Source organism: Paenibacillus sp. FSL K6-2441, assembly GCF_037964765.1.
Lineage (GTDB): Bacteria > Bacillota > Bacilli > Paenibacillales > Paenibacillaceae > Fontibacillus > Fontibacillus phoenicis.
In genome coordinates this window covers 2,788,117-2,802,534 of record NZ_CP150174.1, presented here as the reverse complement: position 1 = coordinate 2,802,534, position 14,418 = coordinate 2,788,117, and the positions used below count along the sequence as shown (strand labels likewise).

Sequence of the window (14,418 nt, the reverse complement as noted above, 5' to 3'; positions counted from 1 at the left end):
GTCACCCGCCGGCAGCGGTTCTGGGGACGCCCTTGCTTCCAACTACGGAGGTATAGGCATGAATAAAGCGCTCAGAAGTCCTCTGATTTACAGCTTATTTGTTCTCCCGGCATTGATCTTGTTTCTTGCCTTTTTCATCTATCCAATCTTTACCGCCATCAACAACAGCTTTACCAGCTGGAACGGTATTTCCAAGCATATGACCTATATCGGTTTGGATAATTACGAGATGGCGTTTAAGGATCAAGCGTTCTGGAAATCGGTGCGGAACAATGTATATTTCATTCTGTTCTCCTGTCTGATCCAAGTTCCGCTGATCGTTTTTTTCTCCCTCTTAATCGCAAACGTCAAGAAGCTCAAGGGACTGTATAAGACCGCGGTCTTTATGCCGTCGATCATGTCCACTGCCGTGATCGGTATTTTGTGGGGGTTCATTTATAACCCGGATTTCGGGTTGATGAACCAAGTGCTTGGGATCTTTGGCATTCCCCCGGTGTACTGGCTGTCCGACAAAAATTGGGCGATGCTCTCCATCCTGATTACGAATGCTTGGCAGTGGACGGGGTTCTACATCGTAATGGTCCTGGCGGCGATCCTGGCGATCCCGCGCGAGTTGGACGAAGCGGCGGCGATTGATGGAGCGGGCGGCATCCAACGGGCGATCCGAATCACCATTCCGCTGATCATGCCGATCATTAGCGTCGTCGTGATGCTGTCGGTGGCTGGCGCCATGAAAGCGGCCGATATTGTGCTGGTCATGACCAAGGGCGGGCCGGCCGGCTCGACGGACGTCATGGCGACGTACATGATCCGTTACGCGATCACCAGCTTCCGCCACGGGTTTGGCAACGCCATCGCCGTACTGATCTTTGCCTTTACGATCATTATTACCGCCTTGTACCAAATTCTTGTCGTTCGACGCACAGAAAGGATTGAATACTGATGAGAGTGCTGAAAAAGACGATCCCGCATCTGTTCCTGATGGCGTATCTACTCATCATTTTGTATCCGTTTCTGTTCGTGTTGTTCTCTTCGGTCAAAACCGATAACCAAGCGATCGCCTCCAATCCGTTTGGGTTGCCGTCGTCGATTATTTTTGACAATTACATGAATGCTTGGGTGAACGCCAAGATCAGCACGTTTTTTTTCAATAGCTTATATATCGGTGTATTATCGGCGTGCTTGTCGATCCTGTTTGCTGCGATGCTGGCCTTTGCCGTAACGCGCATGCGGTACAATCGGATCAGCGCGGTCGTGTTCCAGCTGATCCTGCTGGGGATGCTGATCCCCAACAACTCGTTGCTGCTGCCGATCTACGGCATGATGCGCAACCTGAACGTGCTCGACACGCATATGGCGTTGATTTTGCCTTATGTGGCGAACGCGATTCCGTTTTCGGTCATCATTCTGGCGGCGTTTATGCGCTCGATCCCTGGTGAAATTGAAGAAGCAGCTGTCATGGACGGTTTAGGCTCAGCGGGGATGTTCTTTCGCGTGATGCTGCCCCTGACAGTACCGGCGATCGTGACGGTGTTTATCATCAATTTCCTCGGCAACTGGAACGAGTTTTTGCTGGCGAACTATTTTCTATCCAAAGAAGAACTTCGTACGCTCCCGGTCGGGATGGTTGGATTCCGCGATGCGTACAACACCAACTACGCGCAGATGTCAGCTGGCATCGTGTTCAGCGTGCTGCCGGTCATGATCATCTATGCGGTGCTTCAGGAAAAAATAATTGAAGGCGTTACGGCCGGCAGCGTTAAGGGTTAGATCGTGGCGTGTTAGAATAGGGATAGTCTTACCAATTGGGAGCTGCCGCCGATGAATTTGCGCATTAAGCTGTTTACCGCCTTTTTGGGTTTAGTCATCATTCCATTGTTTGTGTTAGGCATTATCACGTTTTGGATTACGTTTAACTCGATTGAGAAGAAATACAGCCAGCAGGCGGAATATTCACTGAAGGCGATCAGCTACAGCATTAAGAACGTCTTTCAGGAGATGAATAACGTCACGGATAATGGCATCTCCAAAGGGGTGTTTCAGGCCGCTTTATCAGCCAAGGACCCGGATACCCAGGATTTGACGGCCACGACCCAACTGGAGCTGAACGCCAATCAGCGAAATTTCCGTTCCCTGCTGTATAGCCATCCGGCCATTGACTACGCGTTTTTGTACAACATCCATGGGGGCCGGCAATCCAATGTCATCGCGATATTTAATAAGGAAAATTTCGAGACGCTGCCCTACGAAAAATTTAAGGAGCATCCTTTATATAACGAAGTGATGGCCCTTAACGGCCAACCGAAATGGATCGCTCCCCACGAATATCCGGAATTAACCGGATCGGACAACGTGTTTACGCAAATCCGCCTGATTAAGGAGCTTAGCAATCTGGAGCGGGTTGGCGTGCTGGTGGTGCAGATCAAGAACTGGGAGTTCGAGAAGATTTTTCAGAACCTGAAGCTGGGCAGTCAGATGCGCGATACCCGGTTTATGCTGGTGAATGACAAAGGCCTGATTCTATACGATTATCAATTGGAGTTGGATGGACAGCAAATCGAAGCGTACCTGCCAAAAAAATTGAAATGGGAGAGCGGCGAGGGGTATCGGAGCTTTAAAGGTAAATTTAACAACCAAGAGAGCGTTATCTCCATTTATAAATTGCAGGATTATCCGTGGAGTCTAGTTTCGGTTACTTCCTGGAGCTATTTGTCGCAGGAGGTGACGACCTTTGCCAAATGGTTTGTTGCCATTATTTGTGTGTGCGTGCTGACGGCGATGTTATTTAACTTGATCTTTATGAACCGGATCACAGGAACGATTGGTGTGATTGTCAGGTTCATGCGCAAGGTGGAAAGCGGTGACCTGAAAGCTCGGGTAGATGAGAAAGGCGACGATGAGCTGCTTCTGCTGCAGAAGGGCTTCAATAACCAGATGGATAAAATCAATGAGCTGTTTGAGCAAGTGAAACGGGAGCAACGGCTGAAGGCCAACGCCGAGCTGCGCGTCCTGCAGGCTCAGATTAAGCCGCATTTCCTGTTTAATACGTTGGAATCGATTAACGTGCTTGCCGTCCAAAACGAAGGGCGTAAGGTCAGCGAAATGGTGCTGCGGCTGGCGAATATTTTGCGGATCAGTATTCAAGACAAGGAAGAGATCAAGCTGAGCCTCGAAATCGAGCATATGCGCAGCTATTTGGAAATTCAGAAGTTCCGTTTCGAGGAGTTGTTTGAGTATTCGATTGATATTCCGGACGAAATGATGAACTGTCTGCTGTTGAAATTAACGCTGCAGCCGCTCGTGGAGAACAGCATTCAGCACGGGTTTGAGGGCATCGATTATAAAGGCAGGATCACGGTCACGGGGAGAATGGAGCAAGACCGCATTCTGCTAAGGGTTGAAGATAACGGAATTGGGATGACCAATGAGCAGCTGGCGAAGATCCAATACGCGGATTTGGACGATCCGGCGTATCGTTCCATGGCGCCATATCCGAATCATGAACGCCGGGGCTTGGGGCTTCGCAGCGTGTCGGATCGGCTAAGATTTCAGTATGGCAGCAGATACGGATTGTTTATTTGCTCGCAGCCCGGGTACGGGACGACGATTCAATGTGTGATACCAAGATATGAGGCGGGGGATCACGATGAAATTAAAAGCGTTGCTGGTTGACGACGAAATTCATATACTCACGAACTTGTCGAAGGTTTTGCCTTGGGAGGAAATGGGGTTTGAAGTTGTTTTGTTGGCCAAGAACGGTAAGGAAGCGTTAGAGATGGCTTCGCAGCATCGTCCCGACTTGATCTTAAGCGATATCCGCATGCCGGTGATGGACGGCATTCAACTGCTGCAGGAGCTCCGGGAGCGGGAGATTCCTTGCGAAATTTTGCTGTTGACCGGGTATCAGGAATTTGAGTATGCTCGAACTGCAATACGTTACGGCGTGAAGGATTATATTTGCAAGCCGATCAATTATTTTGAGCTGGAGGAGACGGTTCGGGGGATCGCCAAACAGATTCGCGAGAAGCGCAAAAACCTGAACAAGGAGCAGCGGATGAACCAGGTGGTTGATCTGGCCAATGAAAACTTCCTATTACATTCATTGCTCGGACAGGAGACAGATGCGGAAGGGCTGTTGTGGGACGACGAGGACGCCGGTGAAGCGAAGCGGCGTTACGCCATGCTGCTCTTGGATCTGGAAGGTTATTCGCACCGATCCATCGCCTGGACGCTCCATGAACGAAAAGCGTGGAATCTGCACATCAAGCATGCGCTGAAGGATGTATTTGGCGAAGTTTTGCCAAGCTTAACTGTGCTGCAGATCCGGGAGGGGGAATGGTGCCTCGTGTTCCCGTCCCCTTCAGCGGATCGGACGGTTGACGAGGAGACGCTGATGCCGGGCTTTGAGCGGATCCGACAGCTCATCCGCAGCAAGGAGGAACTTCCCGTTCGGATGTGCATGGCGGCAGGGCTACATGGTTTGCAGGAATTATCGCTTGTGTACCATCGCTTGCAGCATCGGTTGATTCTGGGAGCAGCGCAGGAAGGGTTCGTGAAGGCTGACGCGCTGCCAACAGACGATTTCGCCCCGGATAAGGACGCGGTGGAAGTGCAATGGGGCTGGATCGAGCAGCTTGGAACCGGATTGCGCAACGGGAGCACCGAGGTCTTGGATCGCATCGCCGGGGAATTGAAATCGTACATCGGCGGTCTGGATGAACGGCAGGCGTGTGCGGCGGAGAAGCTGATGCATTATTTGCTCATCCATTTGCTGCGCGAGATGCGCGAGCTGCACATGCTCCCAAGGGAGCAGGAAGAAGGGCTATGGAAGCGGCTGCGGGAGCCGATGAGCTTGAAAGAGCTGCTGTCGATCATCGTTTCGCTCATCGAGCATGCGCGCAGCTCCCTGTCCGCGAAGAAATCTACGGAGCTGCTAATGATGTCCGCGCAAAATTATATTCAGAACCATCTCGGCCGCGACTTTGGGATCGAGGACATCGCCGACTATCTCGGCATTAGCAGCAGTTATTTCTGCTTACTCTTTAAGAACCATTTTGGCGAAACGTTTGTAGAGTATTTGACCAAACAGCGAATGGAAATGGCGAAATGCCTGCTGCGTACCAGTGAGCGTTCGATCGCACAAATCGGCAGTTCAATCGGCTATCAGGAACGGCGATATTTCACGAAGGTCTTTCAGAAGTATACCGGCATGACGCCGTCGGATTACCGGCAGAAGGAATCAAACGTATCTTAAAACTAATGGATAAGCGGCAAGGAGGACGGCTCGTGGATTTATCAGCATGGACGTTGGAGGAGAAGATCGGACAGTTATTTATTTGTGGGTTCCATAGCTTGGTGCCGGACGAACAGATTCGGACGCTGGTGCAGCAGTATCATGTGGGGGGTGTAGTTTATTTCCGCCGGAATATCGCTTCGGTGGAGCAGCTTGCCGAGCTGTCACGAAGCTTGCAAGGCTTGCCGCGCAGCAAACCGGAGCTTCCGTTGTTTATCTCGATTGATCAGGAAGGCGGGATGGTAGCCCGGCTGGATCATGAAGGGATGAGCCGGATTCCCGGCAATATGGCGCTGGGGGCGGCCAATGATCCGGCGTTGACGGAGGAAGTGGCGCGACTGGCGGCCAAGGAGATGCTGCAGCTGGGCATCAACTTTAACTTTGCGCCGTGCGTCGACGTCAACAACAATCCGGCCAATCCCGTGATTGGCGTCCGCTCGTTTGGGGAGCAGCCGGACCGGGTGGCCGTGCATGGAGCCGCGGCGGTTCGCGGATATCAGGCCGAAGACGTGATCGCGACGGTGAAGCATTTCCCCGGCCACGGGGATACGGCCGTGGATTCCCACCGCGGCTTAGCCAGTGTCCCGCACGGGAAGGAGCGGCTGCACCAGGTCGAGCTGGTCCCGTTCCGGGAGGCGATTGCGGCGGGCGTTGATGCAATTATGACGGCGCATGTGATCTTTCCGGCGTTTGAGCCGGAGGGGACGCCGGCAACGTTGTCGCACCGGGTGCTGACCGGCCTGCTGCGGGAAGAGCTGGGCTTCGGCGGGCTGATCGTCACCGATTGCCTGGAGATGCAGGCGATCGCGGGGCATTATGGCATCGCCGAAGGGGCGGTCCAGGCGATCGAAGCCGGCGCAGACCTCGTGCTCGTGAGCCATACGCTGGCCGACCAGCGTGCGGCGATCGAGCGGGTAGCCGAAGCGGTGCGGAGCGGCCGGATCAGCGAGGCGCGTATTGACCGCTCGCTCGAGCGCATCTTGGCGCTCAAGGCGAAGCGGATCGGCAGTGCGGCGCAGGCGGTAGCCGCCGCGACCGCGACGGCAGCGCCGCTGACGCCGGAGGCGGAGAGCGCCGCGCTGCTGCGCCATGCGGCAGAGCGCAGCGTGACGCTCGTGAAGGGAGCGGGCCGCTTGCCGCTGCAGAGCGATCAGCCGGTGCTGGTCGTCTGGCCGGAGCTGCGGCACCGCACTGAGGTCGATGAGCCGGCGGTGCATCAATATACGCTGGCGGATGCGCTGCGGCCGCTTCATGGCCAGGTCGTCATGACGGTGATTGGAACGCAGCCCAGCGACGAAGAGATTGCTGCGGTACTGGAACAAAGTCAAGAGGTCAGCCAAATCGTTGTGGCGACCTACACAGCAGAGGGGGGGATCCCTGAAGGTCAGCAGAAGCTCGTCCAGCGCCTCCAGCAGCTGTCGGGCAAACGTCTGATCGTCGTATCTACGCGGAATCCTTACGACTTCAACGCGTTTCCTGAGATCGAGACCTATCTCTGCTTATATGAAAATCGTCCGTTTTCGTTGGATGTCGCGGCCAAGGTTCTGGTCGGTGAGCTGCAGCCGCAGGGAGTATTGCCCGTCAGCTTAAACCAGGATTAATCCAAATTTCATAGGAGCGCCCGGGAGTGATTTCCGGGCGTTTTTTAAGATATCAGAAAGTATAAACTTCGGGGCATTGGCATCCTGATATCGCAATAAAAACTTCCGCTAAACGCGGTCTGTCTACTTTGAATGTACGTCGACAGACGTTTTTCTTACGGAGATTTGTCAAAAAATAATAAAATCGGGCAACGAACGACGGAGTTTGCTAATATATTGTTTTGATTTGTCAGCAACTTTTCTTTTATCCATGCGTTTAATACAGTGTGAGTTAAAGGGAGTAACACAAAATGGGAGAGTAAGGGAGTTAAGGCATGAAATTTAAGAGATTGTTGATCACCACGATGTTGGTCGCATCGCAAGTGGCTATGGTGCTTCCAGCCAGCGCGGAGGAAATCGGGCAAGGAAACGGTCTGGAACCACAGACCGGAACACAACAGTTAGAAGTGAACGGGACAACAACCGATGTGGTGCAGCCTGGCGATCTGCCTGCAGATCAAGGAACAAACGATGGAACGACAGGAGAGACGGTTCCAGAAGAGGGTCAGGAAGGGACGGAAACCGGAGATGAAACGGTACCGCCAACAAGTCCGGTGACGACGCCTGCAGACCCAAGCATGCAGAGCCAAAGCAACTCCGGCCAACTGATTCTGATGGTGAACAGCAAGAAGATGTATCAGAACGGGAAGGAATACCTTGCCGGTTATCCGATGGAAGTGAAAGACGGCGTATCTTACATATCTATCCGGGCCATTGTGGAGCGTGCAGGATTCCAGCTGTCTTTTGACAATACAACGAAAGAAACGATCATTAAACGAGGCAACGACGAGCTGCGGTTTAAGCTGAATACGACTTATTATAAGGTTAACGGTGTGACGCAGACGATGCGGGGGAAATCCTATTCTGCGCAAAACAACTTCATGGTGCCGTTAACGGCGATCACGAAGGCGTTAAACATCTCGTATTCCTATGATGCGGTTGGCAAACGGGTGATCGTGAATTTGAACACGCTGCCGGTCGCTTCGTTTAGCATCGGCAACAAAGAAGTCATCGCCGGGGAAACACAGGTTCAATATATCACCAATGCGACTTCGCCAATCGGGCTACCGATCGTGAACGAGGAATGGATTGGACGCCAGGATGTCTTCATGACGCCGGGGGATTACACCGTAACTTACCGGGTGCAGGATTCCAGCGGCCAGTGGAGTAATCCGTTTACGCTGACGATTCATGTAGACAAGCCGCATACACCGCCGGTAGCGAATTTTACGACAGACAAAGACACCTACAAAATGGGTGAATTGATCACGTATACCGACCTCAGTACGGATGAAGTGGGCATCACCGAGCGCATTTGGGAAAATAAAGAGATGGCGTTCTTCACCCCGGGCCAGATGACGATCCGCCTGAAGGTTGTCAATAAATTTGGCTTGTACTCGACCGTGGAGAAGACGATTACGATTACGAACGAGACGCTCTACACGCGGGACGAATTTAATAAGCTGTTTATTCCGGTCGGGGAAGAATATACGTTTGACGGGACCCAGGTGCCAAGCTGGGAGCGAATCCGATACGCCTTCACTTCCGATGCGGTCACGTTGATCCGCAGCAACAGCCCGGAAACGGTGTATTCCAAAGGGATTCTGTATAAGGAATCGGCGATTGGGAATACGCGCTTCATGATCCACCACGCCAATTCGACCGGGAAACCGGTGAAAATGTACGTCATCGCCACGAACAACAATAGCGAAACGACGCGTTTGACTCAAAGCAACCTTGGATTTGGCGGTCCAAGCAGTTATGCAACAGCTGCGGGGAAGGCTTCGGTCATGCGCTATTACGAATCAATGCAAACCGGCAGCAAATATAAGGATACTTGGTTTGCTCCTGGAGAAAGCAAGATTATCCTGAATGAGCTGAGCGCTACGGCGATGAAGCAAGGGGATGTCATCTCCCTGTTTGCGGATTTGTATAGCGATCATACCTTAAATTATACCGTCATGATGGTTGATCAGGATCAAGATCCATTTAAGACGTTGCCTTATCTCAGTGTCTTAAAGCCTGATATCCATAACCGCGGCACTTATATGGAAGCCACTCGCAATATTGAAGTGACCGAGCTGATCGGCAATACGCCGTCCCGGTTGCTCATCGGCGACAACTCCAGCGATCCATTCCTGATCGGATACGATGGTCCAACCGGAGAGTATCGCATGAATGCCGGAAACTTCGGCGTTCTCTACAAGGTGAAGCTGTATCGGGTTGCGCCTAACACGCTGATCACGTTTAACCCGCGCGGCGGCCATTATATGGGCGGAATTATGGTCAACGGAAATATTGTCAGCTTACCATCCTCCGGCTCACTTAGTGCGCCTAACGAGAATGCGGTATTGTTCCGCACCGGTGAGCGCGAGCAAACTGTAGATCTGGTCTTCACGGCAGCTCCGGGCAGCAACTTGTCCGTCAACCTGCTGTTCCAGCAATTGCCGGAGAAGAAGAGCGAATAAACAGAAATGTACTTTAAAGCACGGCGCGAGAGCGCCGTGCTTTTTTTGCGTCCAAAATCAGTAGATCCTCCATCAAGTTGCGCATGAAATCAATTGTGCGAATTCGCTTTCTCCTGTAAGTTGAAAGAAAGCAAGGAAAAGGAGGGGGTAATTATGAACCACCTGAAGGTGATGATTGTCGACGATGAGATTTTGGCCATCGAGCACTTGAAGCGTTTGGTCCATTGGGAAGGCCTAGGGTTTACCGTAGCCGGAGAAACCGTTCATCCGCGGAAAGGGTTGGAATTGGCGGCCAAGCTGAAACCGGATCTGATTTTTGTGGATATTCGGATGCCTGGCATGGATGGCTTGATCCTGAGCGAGAGGCTGGCGGAAGCCGGGAGTCAAGCCAAGATCGTGATTCTTACCTCCTATAAGGAATTCGAATACGTAAAACAGTCACTGCGGATTGGCGTACATGATTACTGGGTCAAGCACGAATTAACGCCGGAGACCTTAACGCTGGAACTGGAGAAGCTCCGGGATACCATCGATAAGGATAAGGCAATCCAAAGAAAAATGAGCAAGACATTGCTTGAGCAGGCGAAGGCAGGAAAAGAACTTTCAAACGAAGAATTGAAAGCGCTTGCTAACTATATGGCCTCGTTTGGATCCCAGTATGTGTACATCGCTTTAGAGTTCGATACCCCTTATCCGGCAGTGGGTCGACCTATGGTCACACGAGATACGGGGATTCAGATGCCATGGGGGGTCGAGGACGGAACGAAATATCGTTGGATTGAGACGTTTACCATTGCGGCGGAGGGAACCCGGATCGGCGTTTTGCTTGGATTTGACGGCATGGTCAGCCGAAGGCAGCTGCATGAGGAACTTTTTCAGTGGAGCGCGCATTTGAAACAAGCGTATTCCGAGCATGTTTCTTCTATAGGGGGAACGGTATCCGTCGCGTGCTCGTCCGTGTTTCAGGAGGCAACGGGGCTGTTCGCTGCCGCGGCGTGGGCGGATAGAGCGCTGGATCTGCGTATTTTTACTGGGATGGACAGCGTGCTGATGTATTCCGAAGAAAAGGAAGGCACCATCTCAGCAGCGGATAGCCAAGAGACAGATTGGGAAGCGTGGATCCACCGACTACGTCATTATACGGAGGAGCATCGCCTTGCCGAAGTCGAAGAGGAGATCGACGCCATGTTTACCCTCGTCAAGAAAATGGCCCGACTTGAGGAATTGCGGATGCTCTGTAATGAATTGTCCAAGGAGCTGGATCGGCTTCGCATGAGCAAGGGAAGGTCTGCTTTTCGCGATGAACCGTACAGGGAGATTGAGGGTTCTGATGATTGGACTTCGGTGTCCGGCATTGCGCGTTGGTTTAAAAACCAGTTCCGAGCCGCGATGGAGGACGAGCACAGGGACGTCTATTCAGCGAAGGTCAGGAAAGCGATCCAATACATTAACCGGCATTATGCCAAAGATTTAAGCACCGAAAAAATTGCCGCGCATCTCGCAATCAGCGGCGATCATTTGCGGCATTGCTTCAAAAACGAAACCGGCCGTACGATCCTGGACTATTTAACGGAGGTTCGCATGGAGAAAGCCAAGCGTTACTTGGCGACAGGGCAATACAAGTTGTATGAGGTGGCGGAAAAAGTGGGTTACCGCAATAGCCATTATTTCAGTAAAGTGTTTCAACGTGTGACCGGACAGCATCCTCTGGAGTATTCGGAAAGGAAGCAATATCACGATGAGTAACTTATCCGGATTTAAAATGCGTGCTCGGATCCGCACCAAAATTATTGCCGTATGCGCTCTGATCCTATCCTCGTCACTATTGGCCAGCAGTTGGGTCACTTATTCGTATGTCAAGGATATCATGCGGGAACAAGCCGTCCGAGACAATACGACGAAACTGGAACAGACATCTTCTTTCATCAATCGTATGCAGGAGCAATTACGTGAAACCGCGGAATATATCATCAGCGATTCCGAGGTGAATGCGTTGATGGTCAAAGATCCAAACGATACGTACGAGCAGAGCTACTTCAAGAAAAATAAGGTTAGAGAGAAGCTGAAGCTGTTTCCCGTCATGAACTCTAGCTTGTTAAACGTGATGATTATCCGGCCGGACGGCGAGGTGTTTTCCAATTACCAAGGGTATGACAGCTACTACAAAGACTATCTGAATCAGGCTTGGTTTGCCGATTACCGGATGGGACGCAGCGAATCGCGTTTTTCGGATCCGCATGATTTTATTTTTCTCAACCGTCGGCAACAGGTGATCAGTTATGTCGTAAATTACAGGAACTTTAAGGACGATGGCGACGAGCGGTATTACCTCGTGCTGGATTTCAATCAAAAAGATCTGGCGAGCTTATTTGAACAGAGCAATAAGGATTTCGAACGTCTGCTTCTACTAAATCAGGACGGCGTTCCATTGTTCGACAGCAACCCCGGAGAGACTCGTTGGACCGATACCGATTCGGAAGGGGGAAAATATATCGAAATTGTTGATGATTCCGTGGAGGAGGACTGGAGACAAGTTGCGGTGATCTCCAAATCACGCTTGTACGAGCGGGTTAACAAGCTGTTGCTCTTTTACACGCTGATTGTGGCCGTAAGCCTCATCGTGGTGATGATGATCCTGCTTCCTCTGCTCGTGCAACTGACCCGGCCGATCTCGAAGCTGGTCCGAGCGATGAAACGAGTGTCCGCAGGCGATTTGAATATCGAATTGCAGATCCGAAGCGGAGACGAAATGGAGCTGCTGGGGCTTGGATTTAACCGGATGATGAAGGATTTGAAATCGCTGATCGAATCGCTCGTGCAAGAACAGAAGGAAAAACGCAACATGCAGATCCAGCTCTTGTTGTCGCAGATGAACCCTCATTTTATTTATAACACGTTAAATACCGTAATTTATTTAGCACATGCAGGGCGGACGAAGGAGGTGGCCGACATGACCGCCTCGTTGATCCATCTCTTGCAAAACACGATCAAAATCGGCGATGATGCCTGGTTTACGACCCTGGAGGATGAAATAGAACTGGTGAATAAATACGCTGCCATCCAGGACTGCCGTTATCCCGGACGTTTTCGAATCGAATGGGACATTCAGGAGGAGCTTTTGCCCTGCATAGTCCTAAGGATGATGCTGCAGCCGCTTATTGAAAACGCGCTTTATCATGGGATATTCCCCTCCGAACGGCAAGGTTGGATTGGGATCTCTGCACGGAGATCGGATCGGTTTATCGAGGTGTCCGTCCGCGACAACGGCATCGGTATCAGCACATCCCAAACGGTACCGCCAATCCAGAATGCCTCCACGGGAATCGGACTTACAAATATTCGCGAACGCCTGAATTTTCACTATGGTGCGCAGGCAGGCCTCGAGATCAAGAGCTCTCCGGGCGAAGGAACGGAAGTAAGGATTCGCCTCCCTTTCACCATCGAGGACGGGGACTCCACCGCGGAAGACAGCCGATTTATGCGTAAAATAACCGGGTTGTGAGATTTTAACCCCATCGCTAGCGATGATAAGATCACGGTGTAAGCGGATACAAACAGACTGTGGGAGGGGTTAAATATGAAGAACAAGCGTCTGAAAAAGAGTTGGGTGACGCTCTTGGTGTTGGCGATGATGATCGCGGCGGTATTGGCTGGTTGCGCGAAGAATGATTCTGCCGCCAATCGGAACACAAGTGAGCCACCGTCGAATTCGGGTGGGACTTCGTCCAACGCCGAAGGGGAAGCTCCTTCACTCGGCGGGATTCCCACAAACATTGAAGGAGAAATCGTCGTATGGGATTGGGATGAAGCCTTCCTGACCACGATGGTGCCGGAATTCAACAAAGTCTTCCCGAATATCAAAGTGAAATACACCGTCGTCAACAATAACGATTATATGCAAAAGCTGCAAAGCGGGATTGCATCCGGCTCTGAGGTGCCTGATGTCATATTGGGCGAAATGAACTTCCGCGGGCAGTTGTTTGATCTCGATGTGCTCGACAATCTGGAGCAAGCTCCTTATCACTTCTCCAAGGACCAGCTGCTGGATTATTTGCCGCCGCTTCTCTCGAACACCAAAGGCGAGCTGGTTGGTGTCGATCAATCGATTACACCGGCTGGACTCGGGTACCGGCGAGACCTGGCCAAGGAATATCTGGGCACGGACGATCCAAGCGAATTGTCCAAGCTGTTGCCGGATTGGAATGCCTTCATCCAAAAAGGGATCGAAGTCAAACAAAAAAGCGGCGGTGCGGTTACGATGATCGCCAGTTTCGACGACGCCTACCGCGTGTTGAAAGGGCAAACCGAACAGCCATACATTAATGGATCCACGATTGAGCTGACGGAGCGAATGAAGGCGCCGTTCGAGAAGCTGTTCGCCATGCGGGACGCCGGGATTCTTGGCAAATATGAGGGGTATACCCCGGGATGGAACGCGTCGTTTGCGAAAGGCGATAATATTTTCTACCCGATGGCGCCGTGGAGTCCCAAATGGAATGTGCAGGCAAATGATCCGGACGGCATCGGGCGCTGGGGCTTGATGGCCGCGCCTGAAGGCGGCTTCACGTACGGAGGAACCTCTGTCAGCGTCTATAAGAACAGCAAGAACAAGGAAGCGGCCTGGGCTTACATTTACTTCTGTTATTTGTCCACCGAAGGGATGGAAACGAACTACAAGAAGCTGGGGAATATGCCGGGGATCAAAAGCTTCTTCGAAGAGCATCGCGATTGGCTTGAGGCAGGAACCGAGCTGGATCAGTTCTTTAATCAAAACCTGAGCTTGACGTTCTACGACGACATCGTGCCAGAAGTGACGGGATCGACCCAAACGAAATACGATTCGATTGTGCAGACGGCGTTTAATTCGCTATTCCCGCTGTGGATGAAGGATACGAGCATCGGTGTGGACGGCGCTCTGGAGCAATTCAAGGAAGCTGTCAAAAATCAGGCCCCTGAGGCAACGATTAACTAATCGGGAGGATTGCCGGGGTGAGAGCGTCTCGTTTCTCACCCCAAC

Annotated in this window: 9 protein-coding genes; all 9 read left to right on the top strand. The window is 51.8% G+C overall.

Going from position 1 to position 14,418, the window contains the following annotated elements; all coding sequences use genetic code 11:
• Positions 1-58: 58 nt before the first annotated feature.
• The 9 genes from NSQ80_RS12875 to NSQ80_RS12835 all read left to right on the top strand — a co-directional run bounded on the left by NSQ80_RS12875 (position 59) and on the right by NSQ80_RS12835 (position 14,373).
• The gene (locus NSQ80_RS12875) at positions 59-943 is read left to right on the top strand and encodes a sugar ABC transporter permease (RefSeq protein ID WP_260070923.1); all 885 of its coding nucleotides are present in this window, start codon (positions 59-61) and stop codon (positions 941-943) included.
• Positions 943-1,770: a carbohydrate ABC transporter permease gene (locus tag NSQ80_RS12870; protein ID WP_260070924.1), complete on the top strand. Its 828-nt coding sequence runs from the start codon at positions 943-945 to the stop codon at positions 1,768-1,770. The genes NSQ80_RS12875 and NSQ80_RS12870 overlap by 1 nt, the downstream gene beginning before the upstream one ends.
• Positions 1,771-1,821: 51 nt before the next feature.
• The gene (locus NSQ80_RS12865) at positions 1,822-3,672 is read left to right on the top strand and encodes a sensor histidine kinase (protein WP_260070925.1); all 1,851 of its coding nucleotides are present in this window, start codon (positions 1,822-1,824) and stop codon (positions 3,670-3,672) included.
• Positions 3,647-5,254 carry a response regulator gene (locus NSQ80_RS12860; RefSeq protein ID WP_339299312.1) on the top strand — a complete coding sequence of 536 codons (1,608 nt, stop codon included), beginning with the start codon at positions 3,647-3,649 and terminating at the stop codon, positions 5,252-5,254. Before NSQ80_RS12865 ends, NSQ80_RS12860 begins: the two co-directional genes overlap by 26 nt.
• A gap of 5 nt (positions 5,255-5,259) precedes the next feature.
• Positions 5,260-6,894, top strand: coding sequence for a beta-N-acetylhexosaminidase (gene nagZ, locus NSQ80_RS12855; protein ID WP_260070926.1), 1,635 nt, complete (start codon positions 5,260-5,262; stop codon positions 6,892-6,894).
• 314 nt (positions 6,895-7,208) lie between these two features.
• Positions 7,209-9,401 (top strand): stalk domain-containing protein, encoded by a 2,193-nt coding sequence (locus NSQ80_RS12850; protein ID WP_260070606.1) that lies wholly within the window; start codon positions 7,209-7,211, stop codon positions 9,399-9,401.
• 153 nt (positions 9,402-9,554) lie between these two features.
• A complete protein-coding gene (locus tag NSQ80_RS12845) occupies positions 9,555-11,147 on the top strand; it encodes a helix-turn-helix domain-containing protein (RefSeq protein WP_323076833.1) in 1,593 nt (530 codons plus the stop codon).
• Positions 11,140-12,903, top strand: a complete 1,764-nt coding sequence (locus NSQ80_RS12840) for a sensor histidine kinase (protein ID WP_339299308.1) — start codon at positions 11,140-11,142, stop codon at positions 12,901-12,903. Before NSQ80_RS12845 ends, NSQ80_RS12840 begins: the two co-directional genes overlap by 8 nt.
• A gap of 75 nt (positions 12,904-12,978) precedes the next feature.
• A complete protein-coding gene (locus NSQ80_RS12835) occupies positions 12,979-14,373 on the top strand; it encodes an extracellular solute-binding protein (RefSeq protein WP_339299306.1) in 1,395 nt (464 codons plus the stop codon).
• Positions 14,374-14,418 lie beyond the last annotated feature (45 nt).